Source organism: Pseudomonas sp. FW305-3-2-15-C-LB1, from assembly GCF_058787615.1.
On sequence record NZ_JBYSZX010000002.1, the window covers coordinates 185,774 to 201,780 of the forward strand.

Sequence of the window (16,007 nt, forward strand, 5' to 3'; positions counted from 1 at the left end):
AGGCATGAGTCTGGAAACCTGGTTGTTGTTCAGTGGCGCGGCATTGGTGGTGATCCTGATCCCCGGGCCGCTGTCGTTGTTGATGATCAGCAACAGCCTCAACTATGGCTTGCGCCGCTCCTACCCTGCATTCCTCGGCGGCGTGACGGCCTCGATCTGTCTGCTCAGTGCTTCGGCGCTGGGCCTGGGTGCCCTGCTGCTGGCCTCGGAACAACTGTTCAGCGCGCTGAAGATCGTCGGCGCGCTGTACCTGTTTTATCTCGCCTGGCAGAGCTGGCAGCAGTCGCGTCAACCCAGCCAGGGAGCCGAGGTCCCGCAAGCCGCGCCGACGCCACGCTTTCGCGCCCTGTTCGGGCGTGCGTTTGTGCTGGGCGCCAGCAACCCCAAGGACATCCTGTTCTTTGCCGCGTTCCTGCCGCAGTTTCTCAACAGCCAGCAGCCGTTCCTGGCGCAGTTGCTGATCATGATCGCCACCTGGACCGTGCTTGACCTTTTGTGCAAGCTGGCCTACGGCTTGAGTGCCCACGGCGCTGCGCGCTACCTGCGCAGCGGCAAGGGCCAGAGCTGGTTCAACCGGATCAGCGCCGGGCTGTTCGGCGGCGCGGGTGCACTGTCGTTGCTCAAGGGCTGACCCCGCCGAACTTGACGAAAAACACCGTCGGGTCGGATCGCGGCGCCCACTGGATACCGGCAATGATCTTGACCAGGCGGTGCTGATTGAGGGCCTGGTTGATCTCGGGAATATGCTCCGAATACGTGCGCGCCACACTGCGCCGCCTGAACCAATCGTCAGTCAGTTGAACGCTGCTGGCGGAACGCAGGTTGACGGTGCTGTCCTTCACCCAGCGGGTGAGCACGTAGTATTTGGCGGTGGATCTGGGGTGAGTGCAAAAGTAATCCACCGAATACTGACCGCCCATGCGCTTTTCAATCGCGTGGGTGACAAACCCTTGCTGCTCCAGCACCTGCGCGACCGCCGTCTGTACCAATTGAGCCCTGAGACTGGCGTTTTCCCGGGTGGTCGTGCGCAAGGAGGGGTCCAGGGGCACAGGCAGGTTGTAATCCAAGCGTGTAAACCCCGGTGAGCGGCCTTCATAGCCGATGTAGAAACTCAAACGCCGCCGGCTATAGGTGGCACTCAGCAGTTTCAGCAGGTCGTCGGTGCGCCCCACGGCGCCGGGGGCAAGCCACTGGTCCAGCGTGGCGCGGAGGGTCAACAGGTGGCTGGCCGTGACCTCACGGCCGGCGTCGGCCAGTTCGATCAAGCGCTCGCTGACGTAGCGCCTGCTGAGTTCCCTCATTCGGGGGAAAACCCTGCCCACCGTGTTCTCCAGAGGTTCCAGGAACAGCACCGGCCGCGCTTTCCAGAGACCATCGGCTCCCCGCACCGCGGGGATCGGCTGTTCAATGAAACCGGCACCGAGCCAGTAGTGGATGTCGGTGACCGCTTGAGGGGCCAGCGCGCGGTTGCGGGTGAGGAAGATAATGTCCTGGAACGACGAGCGGGTTCCTTCGGGCAGCAGCCTGAACAAGCGCCCCTCCTGCCGAAGCACCTCAAAGGCGCGCTCCCCCTCTCCGCCCACCACACGGAATATCCCCTGCTCGGGCAGCAGGTCTGTCAGCGCCCAACGTGAATCGAACCCCCAGCCCTGCCCCGCCCCAGGCAGAGGGGCCGCGCGCGCCACGTGCTCCTGCAGGAGCACATGAGAGGGCGGCGACCACTCCTGGACGCGGGGAGGCGTCGCCCATGGCCGCCACATACCGGTGCTGGGCCCTGGCTGCGGCTGGGCCGGCGGAGCATCGGCGCCGAGCAGCCATTGCCCGGGTTCCTCGATGTACAGAATCAGCTCGTTTTGCACATCATCCTGTGGATGTCTGAGACGCAGCACCTGTTCATCCTGGCGTCGATAGACCGGGTATTGATGGGTATCGTCGACCACAAACTGCTCGCCCCCCTTGACGTAGGTGCCCCGATTGCCCGGCCCCTGCAACTCGACGGCGGCATTGGGCGGCAGGTCTTTGCGAAAACGTTCCAACACCTTGGTCGGGAAGGCCGCCGACGGTTTGAGCGTAGACAGCCCGCCCCCGGCCATCCCTTGACGACGATGCAGCCGGCCCAGTGCACCCAGCATCGATGTGCGTACGGCTGCACTCCCCGTTACCCGCGCGCCCTTGGGCCCGGGCATGAACGCGCTCAGCAGATCCACAAAACCCAGTAGAGTGACAAACGCCAGGTCCACGGCGTCCCCGGCCTGGCGGCTGTGATGAAAGCGCCGGGCCGCCAACAGAATTTCGTAAAGACTGACACCCAGGCCAATCACCGGCACGAACGACAGTAACCCACGCAATGTGGCGGCGTGCTGCTCACCCAAGCGCTCTTGCCGGTAGGCCGCCAACGCCTTGGCCGACACCGCTCGCCCTTGTGCACGGTGCTGGATTTCGAGGAGTCTGGCATGGGCCAGCAGGGACAGCGCATGGCTGGCGGTGGTCGCGCTGAAGTCGAGCCAGTCGTTCGGGGCGGCGCCGATCTGCTCGTTGATCTGCGCGTGGATATCCTCCACGGCCACCGCCGGCACGCGGTGCTTGACCTTGAACGTGCGAATGAATCGGGCGATTGCCTCGATCGTTTCCAGCACATAAAACCCACGTACCGGCGCATACACCAGCTTGGGACTGCCGAGAGCAAGCATGGCGCCTGCGCCGCCGACGGCGGAATAGCTGGCAATGGCCTCTGCCTCCCACCCCGGCGCGACTTGACGGGCCAGCGCCTTCACATTGGCCGGCGTCGCCCAGGCCTTGTTCAATCCGGCGACAGCCTGCGCTCGGCTGGCGTACTCGGTCATGGCCGGTCCGTCCACTGCGGCAGGCCAGTAGACCAGCCACAACCCTGAGGACTCGTCGTGGATCACCAGTATCCCGGCGATGTGACGGTCGTGTTCCAGGGTATGGCCGCGAAGACGCACGAAGTGCAGTCGCAAGCGTTGGCCGCCGAGGTTCAGGTCAGCCGCCATCGCGGCGTTCAGCACGCCCTGGGCGGCACTGCTCAAGCCTTGCCGCGCCGCCGAAAACACATGCATTCGCGCCTCTTGGCGCAGCATTCGGTGAATCAGGGCATCGGGCAACGGTGGGGACGCGGAAGCAGACGGATAGAACACCTTTTGGATCAGCGTGTCATAGCGCCCGCCAATATCCAGGGCTGACAGGGTCTTGATCAAGTAGCCCGGGTTCAAGCGTTGCCGCCACTGTGGCGCCACGTAGCGCGCGCGGTTCAAGCGCCACTCGGTCCAGGGCGCCTGGGCATCCAGGTTGTGCAGGGCCAATTGCAACAGACTGAACGTGGTGCGTTGCGGGCTGACGACTTTCTTCACGTCCCGCTCGCCCACCCCGCACTGGCTGGTCCACCCGCAAAAGTAGGCACTGACATCATCGGGCATATCCAGCAAAGGCTGATCGATGTCCACCTCCGGGTACAACCCATCCAGCGTCAACTGAGCGATCAACCGCGTGCGCGCAAACACTTCCAGCTCCGGCAATTCACGCCAGAGCTTGGCTTCGAATGCCTGGGCACTGCTCAGATAGTGCAGTTGCAAACGTCGGTATGCATTGCGCTGATCAGCCTGCGCCTGGCCCAGCCACGCCGGCAGTTTTTTCGCCTGGGTGGCGGCGAAGCGCAGCAGATCAAGGTTGGCCATGGCGTGGGTCAATGCATCATGGGCCGACACCTGTAGGTGCTCACGCAACTCGGCAGCCAACAGCATCCGAATCAGCGCCGGGTCGTGGACTTCACTGAACGGCCGCGAGCCCTGATCCGCCTCCTGGTCGAGCCGGGCATAGTGGTGGATCAGTTCAGTGAACCCATGATGCAGCACATGTTCCTCAAGCACTTCATACGTCACCGTAACGGTCGATGTGGCTTTCAACGCCTGACGCCGATCGCGCCCCACGCAGTGCCACAGGGGCGATCCGTCACGGCTGCCGAGGCTCGCCCGCAGGCGTGCGGATAGCGTCTCCAGGCTGTCGAACTCAGCCAGCCCGCCAAAACGCCCGGCCACACACAGCAGCACGGGCTGCGTCCGACCCGGGGTGGCGTGAGCCTGTTTTGTCGTTACCACGAACGCCCCCAACGCCCCCTGGCCACCCAACAGCACCCGCAGTACGCAAGTATCGCTGCCCTTGCGGTCGCTGGCCTGGGGTTTGTTCAACACTTCAACCAGGCGCTGCAAGGGCGCCTCGCCTACCAGTTTCAAACGTTGTAGCCGTTGCGCCTCATGCAACAGCGCCTCACGCTGGGCGATCAACAGCAAGGTGGTGCGATTGCGCGTGCCGCCAGGGTGCTCCAACCAGAATGCCGGGCTCAGCAGGCGCTCATCCGGCCCTTTCAACAAGGCCTGCACCGCATCAGCCTGTGTTTGCCATTGCCCATTGAGCGTGACCAGCGCTTCATAAGCCGTACTCTCCCGACTCGGGTCCTGTAGGTCGAGCAACCTCATGAGGTGCTTTTCATAGCGCTCCACCTGCTGCTCGCGGCAGCGCAGGGCCATCCCGAAAGGTAGTTGGCCAAGGATGATTTCATCCGCACGCCGCGTTGCGTCCCAGCCCAACAAGGTCCCCAGGGAAGCGCCCAGGCGCTCCACGATCGCCAGTCGGTCCCGGCCTTTTTCGATAAACCGCAGCAAGCGCGCCGTGTCACGCCCCAGCGAAGCCGGTGCGGCTACTGCCGCGTGATTGATCGACAACGCACACGCCAGTTCGTTATCCCATTGCGCCTCAAGCACGGCGATTGCACTGTGCTGCAAGGCATCGCCGGCCAGGGCAGCACCACACGCCAACCGCGTCTCGCCGTGGCAGGCTTCGTGGCGACGGCGTAGCGGCAGGCACTGCCACAGGAAGCTGAACAACTCGCCGTTCAACAGGCTCGTCAAGCCGCATTGCACCTGTTCCCAGGTGTTGAACTCATAGAATGCGCGGGCCATCCCTGGCAGATAGATCACGTGGGGCGCCTGCTGCGCCGCGCCCTCACGGTACAGGTGCAGGGCGCCGGGAATGGTCAGCGCTGTCTGAAACGTACCGGGCCACAGCACTGTGCTGACGCGCACGCCAGCCCAATCGCCACCCGCGCGCTGGCGTGCCTCGTCGGAAGGCGCGTCCGCCACCTGCTGCACCATCGCCCAACCCGCGTCCGACAGTTCATCCAGTTGGTGAGCCAGGAAACCGGCGTCGATGAACAAGCGCTTGCGCAATTGCACCCAACGCGCCTGGCGCGTCAACCACGAGCCGTACGCCAGATGCCGCCAGTAATCACGCATCTGGTTGTCGAGCCGAGCCATCAACGCCAGGCCCTTGACCTGCTCCAGCGCCTGCAGGGCGGTAAAAGGCAGTTTGCGCGCAGGGTCGTCCTTGAGGCTCAGCGCGGTGTATTGGTTGAGGTTGATCGGCAAGGAAGGATCACTGAACAACGCCAACGCGCGCTCGGTCAGGCTGTCGACTTTCTGCGCGGGACGTGGCGGCAGCGGCTCGGTGAACAGCAGGTTGTCCGGGTCGAGACCGAAGGCTTCCTGCAACGCGAACCGAATCACCCGCAACACCCGTGGCGCCCTGCCGATCAGACGCTTGAGCGCCTTTGAGGATTCGATGCAGCGCGCGTTCACGCCGTGCCATTGGTTGATCACTCGACTGGGTTGGGCGGATGCGTTGAGACGGCGCGTCAGCAAGCGGCGGACGGCTTGATCACGGTCCTCGCGGGCTTGAACGGGACTGTCGAGATCATGGGATTCGGCGGGGATTGTGTCCGGTGCCGAAACTGCGGGGTTAAGGGGATCAGAGCTCATGACGGCGTCTTCTTGTACGAAAGAAGCCGAGCCTAGGCCTCATCCCTCTAAGGTGTGCGTCACATAATTGAACGGGCGCATGGACCAACGCCCGGCGAAAAAAAGCCCGCAGTGTGCGCGGGCGAAACCAACGAAGAGCTTTGGGGGTGTGAAGCGAGGTGACGCTCAGCTACCGCGATAGGTGGAGTAGCTGTAGGGCGAAATCAGTAGCGGGACATGGTAGTGATCCTGCTCGGCGCTGATGCCGAAACGCAGCACTACCACATCGAGGAAGGCCGGCTCCGGCAGTTGCACGCCACGGGCGCGGTAGTAGTCGCCGGCGCTGAATTGCAATTGGTACACGCCGCTGCGGTAGTCATCGCCTTGCAGCAACGGTGCGTCGCAGCGGCCGTCGCTGTTGGTCTGCGCGGTGGCGACCAGTGCCAGCTGCGCGCCTTCGACGCGGTACAGCTCAACCTTGATTGCGCTGCCGGGGCAGCCGTGCGCGGCGTCCAATACGTGTGTGGTCAAGCGTCCCATGGCGTCTACGCGCCTCCTGTGGTCAATAGAAGAGTGATCCGCACTTTTTCAGGGCATCGAAAAAGCCGGCGATGATCGATTAAGACACTTTTTAAAAAAATTGTACACAATAAAAATCACAAACTCTTAGATCCGCCTGCTGCCATTGCTCAACAGCGCAATCTGCGCGTTATCCTTGCTTTTAAACGACCTTTTGTCCATTAGCTGACCAACCAGGCAAGTTTCTTGCTACACCAATCGTTCAGGGCTCCGCCGAAAAAATGCAGAAATGTAGGCTTACAAAGTGCGCGATAAGTTGTATACAATCACTCATCGCTACTACGACGAACAAGAAGGAAGACTGCAGTGAGCGCTGACTACCCACGCGACCTGATCGGTTACGGCAGTAACCCTCCTCACCCCCACTGGCCGGGCAAGGCGCGCATTGCGCTGTCTTTCGTACTCAATTACGAAGAAGGCGGCGAGCGCAATATCTTGCACGGCGACAAAGAATCCGAAGCCTTTCTCTCCGAAATGGTCTCGGCCCAGCCCCTGCAAGGCGAGCGCAACATGAGCATGGAGTCGCTGTACGAATACGGCAGCCGTGCCGGCGTATGGCGCATCCTCAAGCTGTTTAAAGAATTCGATATCCCGCTGACCATCTTCGCCGTGGCCATGGCCGCGCAGCGCCATCCGGATGTGATCCGCGCCATGGTCGACGCCGGCCATGAGATCTGCAGCCACGGCTACCGCTGGATCGACTACCAATACATGGACGAGGCCCAGGAGCGCGAGCACATGCTCGAAGCCATCCGCATCCTCACCGAACTCACCGGCGAACGCCCACTGGGCTGGTACACCGGGCGCACCGGCCCCAATACCCGGCGGCTAGTCATGGAGGAAGGCGGCTTTCTCTACGATTGCGACACCTACGACGACGACCTGCCCTACTGGGAACCCAACACCCCGACCGGCAAGCCGCACCTGGTGATTCCCTACACCCTGGACACCAACGACATGCGCTTCACCCAGGTGCAGGGTTTCAACAAGGGCGATGATTTTTTCGAGTACCTCAAGGACGCGTTCGACGTGCTCTACGCCGAAGGGGCCGAGGCACCGAAGATGCTTTCCATCGGCCTGCACTGCCGCCTGATCGGCCGCCCGGCGCGCCTGGCGTCGTTGAAGCGCTTTATCGAGTACGTCAAAGGTCACGAGCAGGTGTGGTTCACCCGCCGCGTCGACATTGCCCGCCACTGGCAGGAAACCCACCCCTACACGGGAGCGGCGAAATGACTGCGTTCCACGGCCTGAAACCCTCGACCTTGAGCCGCGATGAGTTTGTCGCTGCCTTCGCCGATATCTACGAACACTCGCCATGGGTGGCCGAAAAGGCCTTCGACCTGGGCCAGGATGCTTCGATCGACCAGATCGAAACCCTGCACCAGCGCATGAGCGACATCCTGTTGAGCGCTGATCATGCCAGCCAGCTGGCGCTGATCAACGCTCACCCGGACCTGGCCGGCAAAGCCGCCGTCCAAGGCCAACTGACCCAAGCCAGCACCGATGAGCAAGCTGGCGCGGGGATTCACCAATGCACGGCCGAAGAGTTCTCGCGCTTCACCGAGCTGAACGACGCCTACAAGGCCAAGTTCAAGTTTCCCTTCATCATGGCGGTAAAAGGCAGCAACCGGCATCAGATCCTGGCCGCGTTCGAAACGCGCATTCACAACTCGGTCGAGGCCGAGTTCAAATGTGCACTGGCCGAGATCAACAAGATCGCGTTGTTCCGCTTACTGACCCTCTAAACGACCATCTCCAGCCACTTTATCTAAGGCAGACAAGAAGAATGAAAGCTTACGCCGTACCTTTCGAAAAGTTCGTCAACCTGGCCGACGCCCGCCTGGGCACCAAGATCATCTCCGTCACCGATGACTGGTTCGCCGACGCCAATCGCCTGTTCCAGCCGACCCCGGCCGTATGGAAGGAGGGCGTTTTCGATGACAACGGCAAGTGGATGGACGGCTGGGAGTCGCGCCGCAAGCGCTTCGAAGGCTACGACAGCGCGGTGATCCGCCTGGGTGTGCCGGGCTCGATCAAAGGCGTGGACATCGACACTTCATTCTTCACCGGCAACTTCCCGCCATCAGCCTCCCTGGAAGCCTGCTTCCTGACTTCGGGCGAGCCGGATGACAACACCCAATGGGTCGAAGTGCTGTCCGCCGTCGAGTTGCAAGGCAACAGCCACCACTATCACGAGATCCACAACGACCAGGCCTTCAGCCACCTGCGTTTCAACATCTACCCGGACGGCGGCGTGGCGCGCCTGCGCGTATACGGCGTGCCGTTTCGCGACTGGTCCTCGGTGGGCGACAACGAACAGGTCGACCTGGCGGCAGCACTCAACGGTGGCCGTGCCCTGGCCTGCTCCGATGAACACTTCGGCCGCATGAGCAACATCCTCAATCCAGGCCGTGGCATCAACATGGGCGACGGCTGGGAAACCGCGCGTCGTCGCACACCGGGCAATGACTGGGTGATCGTGGCGCTGGGTCACCCGGGCGAGATCGAGAAGATCATCGTCGACACCCTGCACTTCAAGGGCAACTACCCGGACACCTGCTCGATCCAGGGCGCGTTCGTGAAGGGCGGCACCGACAGCCAGATCGAAACCCAGTCGCTGTTCTGGCGCGAACTGCTGCCGGCGCAGAAGCTGGAAATGCACGCCGAACACACCTTTGCCGAGCAGATCAAGGCGCTGGGGCCGATTACCCACATCCGGCTGAACGTGTTCCCGGATGGTGGCGTGAGCCGCCTGCGGGTCCTCGGTAAGGTAGCGAAATAAGGGTGGACCCCATCGCGGGCAAGCCCGGCTCCCACAAGAGTATGCGGTCAAATGTGGGAGCCGGGCTTGCCCGCGATAACGGTAGACCAGACACCATCACACTCGAAAATTTAAGAAGACAGCCATGCGCACACTGATGATCGAACCCCTGACCAAAGAAGCCTTCGCCCCTTTCGGAGACGTTATCGAAACCGATGGCAGCGATCACTTCATGATCAACAATGGGTCGACCATGCGCTTCCACAAACTGGCCACGGTGGAAACCGCCAAGCCAGAGGACAACGCCATCATCAGCATCTTCCGCGCCGATGCGCAGGACATGCCGCTGACCGTGTGCATGCTGGAACGACACCCGCTGGGCAGCCAGGCTTTCATTCCGCTGCTCGGCAACCCCTTTCTGATCGTGGTCGCGCCACTTGGCGATGAACCTGTATCGGGCTTGGTCCGCGCCTTCGTCACCAACGGCAGGCAGGGCATTAATTACCATCGCGGCGTCTGGCACCACCCGGTGCTGACGATCGAAAAGCGGGATGACTTCCTGGTGGTTGATCGCAGTGGCACAGGCAATAACTGCGATGAGCATTTTTTCAAAGAGGATGAGCGGTTGATCCTCGCCCCCCACCAATAAGAGAAGGTCTGATCACCCGACAACAAGGGTGACAGGCGAGAGGTAAAGACTGTGGAAGCACATTTGATGGAATGGCTGAACCTGAGCGTGCGCTGGGTTCACATGATCACGGGCGTCGCGTGGATCGGCGCTTCTTTCTACTTCGTCTGGCTGGAAAACAACCTCAATCGCGTCAACCCCAAGAGCGGCCTGGCCGGTGACTTGTGGGCGATCCACGGTGGCGGTATCTACCACCTGGAAAAATACAAACTGGCCCCGCCGACCATGCCGGACAACCTGCACTGGTTCAAATGGGAGGCCTACTTCACCTGGATGTCGGGCATTGCGCTGCTGTGCGTGGTGTTCTACTGGAACCCGACCCTGTACCTGCTAGCCCCCGGCAGCAGCCTCAGTGGCCCGGAAGGCGTGTTGCTGGGCATTGGCTCACTGTTCGCCGGCTGGTTCATCTACTCCTTCCTCTGCGACTCGGCCCTGGGCAAGCGCCCTGCCCTGCTCGGTTTCATCCTGTTCGTGCTGTTGATTGCCGCCGCGTACGGCTTCAGCAAAGTGTTCAGTGGGCGGGGTGCGTACCTGCACGTGGGTGCGGTGATCGGCACCATCATGGTGGGCAACGTGTTCCGCATCATCATGCCGGCACAACGCGCGCTGGTGGCGGCGATCGCGGAAAACCGCACGCCGGACCCGGCGCTGCCCGCCAAAGGTCTGCTGCGTTCGCGTCACAACAACTACTTCACCTTGCCGGTGCTGTTCATCATGATCAGCAACCACTTTCCGAGCACCTACGGCAGCCAATACAACTGGCTGATCCTGGCGGGCATCGCGGTGGCGGCGGTGTTGGTGCGCCACTACTTCAACACCCGGCATAACAGCCAGAAGTACGCGTGGACGTTGCCGGTGGGTGCACTGGCAATGATCTGCCTCGCCTACGTGACCGGCCCCAAGCCGCTGGCCGAAGTGGCCAAGGCCCCGGCGGCCATCGAGTACCAACCGTTGCCGGAAACCGCACTGGGCGGTGGCTTGAAACCGGCAGCGCCTGCTGCCCCCGCCGCTGAACCTGCGCCGGCCCAGGCGACGATTGATTTCGACAAGGTCCACGGGGTGATCCAGGAGCGCTGCGCCGTGTGTCACTCGGCCAAGCCCACCAGTCCGTTGTTCAGTACGGCTCCAGCGGGTGTGATGTTCGACACCCCGGCGCAGATCCAGCAGCAGGCGGCGCGTATCCAGGCGCAGGCCGTGGCGAGCCAGATCATGCCGTTGGGCAACATCACCCAGATGACCCAGCAGGAGCGGGATTTGATTGGCACCTGGATCAACCAGGGGGCGCGTACCAACTGACAGGCTGGCGCAGATCCAAAGGTGGGAGGGGGCAGCCCCCCTCCCACAAGGGTCTCCAGTGTTTTGAAGATCGAGTCCCACCCGGCAATTGAATGCCGAACAACACAACAATAAAAAGATCCGAGGTGTTGCATGACCGAGTTAGCCGAACCGCAGATTCCCGCCGCACCCGCCCTGGTGCGGCTGCCCCTCTTGCAACTGATTCTGGTAGGCCTGCAACACGTCTTGCTGATGTACGGCGGCGCCGTCGCCGTGCCCTTGATCATTGGCCAGGCCGCAGGCCTCGGCCGTGAAGAAATCGCCTTTCTGATCAACGCTGATCTGCTGGTCGCCGGCATCGCCACCCTGGTGCAGTCGTTCGGCATCGGCCCGGTGGGCATTCGCATGCCGGTAATGATGGGCGCCAGTTTTGCCGCCGTCGGCAGCATGGTCGCCATGGCCGGCATGCCCGGTATCGGCTTGCAGGGCATCTTCGGCGCGACCATCGCTGCCGGGTTCTTTGGCATGCTGATCGCACCGTTCATGTCCAAGGTCGTGCGTTTTTTCCCGCCGTTAGTGACCGGCACGGTGATCACCGCGATTGGCCTGTCGCTGTTTCCCGTGGCGGTGAACTGGGCCGGCGGTGGCAGTGCCGCCGCGACTTTCGGCTCACCGGTCTACCTGGCGGTTGCCGCGCTTGTATTGGCCACCATCCTGCTGATCAACCGCTTCATGCGTGGCTTCTGGGTGAACATCTCGGTGCTGATCGGCATGGGCCTGGGCTACGCCTTGTGCGGCGCCATCGGCATGGTCGACCTCAGTGGCCTGGCCCAGGCGCCGTGGGTGCAGGTGGTGACGCCGTTGCACTTCGGCATGCCCAAATTCGAGTTGGCGCCGATCCTGTCGATGTGCCTGGTGGTGGTGATCATCTTTGTCGAGTCCACCGGGATGTTCCTCGCGCTGGGCAAGATCACCGGCCAGGACGTCACGCCGAAAATGCTGCGGCGCGGCCTGCTGTGTGATGCCGGTGCGTCGTTCTTTGCCGGGTTCTTCAACACCTTCACCCACTCTTCGTTCGCGCAGAACATCGGCCTGGTGCAGATGACCGGCGTGCGCTGCCGTTCGGTGACGATGATGGCCGGCGCATTTCTGATCGTGCTCAGCCTGCTGCCAAAGGCGGCGTACCTGGTCGCGTCGATCCCGCCGGCGGTGCTGGGGGGCGCGGCGATTGCCATGTTCGGCATGGTGGCGGCGACCGGGATCAAGATCCTGCAGGAAGCCGATATCGCCGACCGGCGCAACCAATTGCTGGTGGCGGTGAGCATCGGCATGGGCCTGATCCCGGTGGTGCGCCCGGAGTTCTTCGCGCAGCTGCCGCTATGGATGAGCCCGATTACCCACAGCGGTATCGCCATGGCCACCCTCAGCGCGTTGTCGCTGAATATCCTGTTCAACATTCTCGGCGGTTCTGAACGACCAGCCGTTGCTCCTACGCATTGATTCCTTCGTTCGCACAAAAACAATAACGAAACTGGGAACATCAACATGCACACCGTTCACCCGGGGCCGGTCACAAGCCGTGCCCCATTCTCGCCCCGCGCGCGCTGTAACGGCGCACTTGAGCCCAGGCCTGGGAGCCAGTATTCTCCGCGCCCGCTCGAATCGACTCAAAAAAAAACAGCGAATGTAAAAGCTGACTGCAAGGCCAACTTATCCCGGCCTAATGTCTGCGGCCAAAGTGCGCAAATGTCCTCTGAATTCGACTGCATCTCATGCAGCCGACGGGGATTTTTTGGCTTTTTAAACACCTTGGCGCAGCTCTTGCTAAAAGCACTAAAGCTGACCGAACAGACGATTTTTGCAGCGAACCAAAAGGCGCCACACCAGAGCGCCTGCGTAGAAGAAAAACCATAAAACTTTAACTCGGGAGCAACCGAATGAAACCTATGTTCAAAGGCCTGATGCTGGCGGGATCCCTGCTGGCCGGTGGCCAAGCCGTGGCCGGTGACCTGTTGCAGTGGCAGAACAACAGCCTGACTTACTTGTGGGGCAAGAGCTTTACCGTCAACCCGCAGATTCAGCAAACCGTCACGTTCGAACATGCCGATGCGTGGAAGTACGGTGATAACTTTATCTTCGTCGACCGCATCTTTTACAACGGCAAGGAAGACGGCAACGTCGGCCCCAGTACGTATTACGGCGAAATAAGCCCACGGCTGTCATTCGGCAAGATCTTCGATAAAGACCTGTCCTTCGGCCCCATCAAGGATGTATTGCTGGCGTTCACTTACGAGTTCGGCGAAGGCGACAACGAGTCGTACCTGCTCGGGCCTGGCTTTGACTTGAACATCCCCGGTTTCGATTACTTCCAGCTGAACTTCTACCAACGCCAGACCGAAGGCAATCGCCCAGGTGACGGCGTCTGGCAGATCACGCCGGTCTGGTCCTACACCATCCCAGTGGGCAATTCGGACGTGCTGATCGACGGCTTCATGGACTGGGTGACGGACAACGACAAGAACGCCCGTGGCACCTACCACGCCAATCTGCACTTCAACCCGCAGGTCAAATATGACCTGGGCAAGGCGCTGCATTGGGGCGACAAGCAGTTGTACGTGGGTTTTGAATACGACTACTGGAAGAACAAGTACGGGATCGAAGATTCCGGCGCGTTCAAGACCAACCAGGACACGGCGAGCTTCCTGGTCAAGTATCACTTCTGACCGTCAGGCCAGGCCGAGGAATTTCGACAATTCCTCGCGCTTGGCCAACGCATCCCGCCGCCCCAGCTCGATCAATTCACTGCAATACCCCGCCTCGAACAGCAGGTAACTCAACACCCCCGCCCCGCTCGTCTTGGTCGCCCCCGGCCCGCGCAGAAACAAGCGCAACGCCGCCGGCAGTTCCTGGCGATGCCGCGCCGCGATCTCATCGATCGGCTGGCTGGGTGCGATCACCAGCACCTCCACCGCCGCCACCCCCGGCGCGACATGGCTGAACTGGTTCAAGCGTTCGAGCAATTCGATATCGCTTTCCAGGCTGTCAATGAACGTGCTGTTGAGCATATGCCCACCGATCTGCGCCAGGGTCGGCTCCTGGCCGGTGTAGCTGCGCTGTACCGCCGGCTCATTGCCCCGCGGGTTGCCGCTGACACCGACCACCAGCACGCGGCTGGCGCCCAGGTGCAAGGCCGGGCTGATCGGCGCCGACTGCCGCACGGCGCCGTCGCCGAAGTACTCCTGGTCGAGTTTGACCGGGGCGAACAACAAGGGGATCGCCGAACTGGCCAGCAGGTGTTCGACCGTCAGTTGAGTCGGCAGGCCGATACGACGGTGGCGCAACCAGGCGTCGATGGTGCCGCCGCCCTGATAGAAGGTCACTGCCTGCCCGGACTCATAACCAAAAGCCGTAACCGCCACCGCATGCAGGTGTTTGTTGCGGATGGCTTCGTCGATGCCGTCCAGATGCAGCTTGTCTTTGAGCAGCGCCTTCAGCGGCGTGCTGTCGAGCAGTGCCACCGGTACTTGTGCGCCCAAGCCCAGCAGGCTGTGGATCAGGAAACGGCTTGCCTGGCGGATCACCCCCGGCCAGTCACTGCGCAGCACCAGATGGCTGCTGAAGCCCTGCCAGAAAGCGGTAAGGCGTTGGATCGCGGCGGTGAAGTCCATGGCGCCACTGGCCAGGCTCACCGCATTGATCGCACCGGCCGAGGTGCCGACGATCACCGGAAAAGGATTGGGTGCACCCGAGGGCAGCAACTCGGCAATCGCCGCCAATACCCCCACCTGATACGCCGCTCGCGCCCCGCCGCCGGAAAGAATCAAGCCTGTAACCGGTTCAGCTGGGCGCATTGCGTCACTCCATGTGGGGAAATGTCTGTCTTATCGACGGCGTTTTTCGTACAGCTTGGGTTCACCCCGTGGCCGGCTCTTGAAGCGGCGGTGGGTCCACAGGTATTGCTCGGGGCATTCACGCACGGAGGCTTCAACCCATTGGTTGATGCGCAGGCAGTCGACTTCATCGCTTTCGCCGGGGAAGTCGGTGAGCGGCGGGTGGATCACCAGGCGGTAACCGCTGCCATCGGCCAGGCGCTGTTGAGTGAACGGCACCACCAGTGCCTTGCCCAGCTTGGCGAACTTGCTGGTGGCCGGCACGGTGGCGGCCTGGATGCCGAACAACGGGACGAAGATACTTTGCTTGGCGCCATAGTCCTGGTCCGGTGCGTACCAGATGGCACGGCCGGCGCGCAGCAGCTTGAGCATGCCGCGCACGTCTTCACGCTCCACGGCCAGGGAATCGAGGTTGTGACGTTCGCGGCCACGGCGCTGGATATAGTCGAACAGCGGGTTGCCGTGCTCGCGGTACATACCATCGATGGTGTGCTTCTGCCCCAGCAACGCTGCGCCAATTTCCAGGGTGGTGAAGTGCAGGGCCATGAGGATCACGCCCTTGCCATCCAACTGCGCCTGCTTGAGGTGTTCCAGGCCTTCGACGTGGGCCAGGCGCGCCAGGCGCTGGCGCGACCACCACCAGCTCATGGCCATTTCAAAGAACGCGATGCCGGTGGAGGCAAAGTTTTCCTTGAGCAACTGTTTACGCTCTTTGGCGGATTTTTCCGGGAAGCACAGTTCCAGGTTGCGTGCGGCGATGCGGCGGCGTTCGCCGGCCACGCGGTACATGCCGGCACCCAGCAGGCGACCGATGGTCAGCAGCGCGCGGTACGGCAGTTGGGTGACCAGCCACAACAGGCCGAGTCCCAGCCATAACAGCCAGAAACGCGGGTGAAAAAATACAGCTCGAAAACGCGGGCGATCCATTACAGATTCCGGTAAAGACAAGGGCCGCGCATTCTACAACGGTTCGACCCGGCTTGCGGCCAGTGAGTGTTCTCGTTATA

At 61.9% G+C, this 16,007-nt stretch carries 12 protein-coding genes; 8 read left to right on the forward strand and 4 right to left on the reverse strand.

Features of this window, described 5'->3' with window-relative positions:
* The first annotated feature begins 4 nt into the window (after positions 1-4).
* Positions 5-631, forward strand: a complete 627-nt coding sequence (locus AC3WP7_RS04720) for a LysE family translocator (protein ID WP_092243163.1) — start codon at positions 5-7, stop codon at positions 629-631.
* On the opposite strand, the gene AC3WP7_RS04725 is transcribed toward AC3WP7_RS04720, so the two are convergent.
* Both AC3WP7_RS04725 and uraH read right to left on the reverse strand, forming a co-directional pair.
* A complete protein-coding gene (locus AC3WP7_RS04725) occupies positions 621-5,828 on the reverse strand; it encodes a dermonecrotic toxin domain-containing protein (protein WP_146012683.1) in 5,208 nt (1,735 codons plus the stop codon). The genes AC3WP7_RS04720 and AC3WP7_RS04725 overlap by 11 nt on opposite strands.
* 165 nt (positions 5,829-5,993) lie before the next feature.
* Positions 5,994-6,347: a hydroxyisourate hydrolase gene (gene uraH, locus AC3WP7_RS04730; RefSeq protein ID WP_071490780.1), complete on the reverse strand. Its 354-nt coding sequence runs from the start codon at positions 6,345-6,347 to the stop codon at positions 5,994-5,996.
* Between the two features lie 345 nt (positions 6,348-6,692).
* Between uraH and puuE the strand changes: the two genes are divergently transcribed.
* The 7 genes from puuE to AC3WP7_RS04765 all read left to right on the forward strand — a co-directional run bounded on the left by puuE (position 6,693) and on the right by AC3WP7_RS04765 (position 13,833).
* On the forward strand, positions 6,693-7,619 hold the full coding sequence (puuE, locus tag AC3WP7_RS04735; protein WP_071490781.1) for an allantoinase PuuE: 927 nt from the start codon (positions 6,693-6,695) through the stop codon (positions 7,617-7,619).
* Positions 7,616-8,131 carry a 2-oxo-4-hydroxy-4-carboxy-5-ureidoimidazoline decarboxylase gene (gene uraD / locus AC3WP7_RS04740; protein ID WP_071490782.1) on the forward strand — a complete coding sequence of 172 codons (516 nt, stop codon included), beginning with the start codon at positions 7,616-7,618 and terminating at the stop codon, positions 8,129-8,131. The genes puuE and uraD overlap by 4 nt, the downstream gene beginning before the upstream one ends.
* 41 nt (positions 8,132-8,172) lie before the next feature.
* Positions 8,173-9,168 (forward strand): allantoicase, encoded by a 996-nt coding sequence (gene alc, locus AC3WP7_RS04745; RefSeq protein WP_071490783.1) that lies wholly within the window; start codon positions 8,173-8,175, stop codon positions 9,166-9,168.
* A 124-nt stretch (positions 9,169-9,292) separates the two neighbouring features.
* Positions 9,293-9,796 carry an ureidoglycolate lyase gene (locus tag AC3WP7_RS04750; RefSeq protein ID WP_028617272.1) on the forward strand — a complete coding sequence of 168 codons (504 nt, stop codon included), beginning with the start codon at positions 9,293-9,295 and terminating at the stop codon, positions 9,794-9,796.
* Positions 9,797-9,847: 51 nt separating this feature from the next.
* Complete coding sequence (locus AC3WP7_RS04755) at positions 9,848-11,131, forward strand: urate hydroxylase PuuD (protein ID WP_093122397.1); 1,284 nt, start codon at positions 9,848-9,850, stop codon at positions 11,129-11,131.
* Between the two features lie 132 nt (positions 11,132-11,263).
* The gene (locus AC3WP7_RS04760) at positions 11,264-12,610 is read left to right on the forward strand and encodes a nucleobase:cation symporter-2 family protein (RefSeq protein ID WP_071490786.1); all 1,347 of its coding nucleotides are present in this window, start codon (positions 11,264-11,266) and stop codon (positions 12,608-12,610) included.
* A gap of 437 nt (positions 12,611-13,047) precedes the next feature.
* A complete protein-coding gene (locus AC3WP7_RS04765; protein ID WP_028617274.1) occupies positions 13,048-13,833 on the forward strand; it encodes an outer membrane protein OmpK in 786 nt (261 codons plus the stop codon).
* A 3-nt stretch (positions 13,834-13,836) separates the two neighbouring features.
* On the opposite strand, the gene AC3WP7_RS04770 is transcribed toward AC3WP7_RS04765, so the two are convergent.
* Together AC3WP7_RS04770 and AC3WP7_RS04775 are read right to left on the reverse strand one after the other, a co-directional pair.
* A complete protein-coding gene (locus AC3WP7_RS04770) occupies positions 13,837-14,961 on the reverse strand; it encodes a patatin-like phospholipase family protein (protein WP_092243148.1) in 1,125 nt (374 codons plus the stop codon).
* Between the two features lie 30 nt (positions 14,962-14,991).
* Positions 14,992-15,927, reverse strand: coding sequence for a lipid A biosynthesis lauroyl acyltransferase (locus AC3WP7_RS04775; protein ID WP_102592227.1), 936 nt, complete (start codon positions 15,925-15,927; stop codon positions 14,992-14,994).
* Positions 15,928-16,007: the final 80 nt, after the last annotated feature.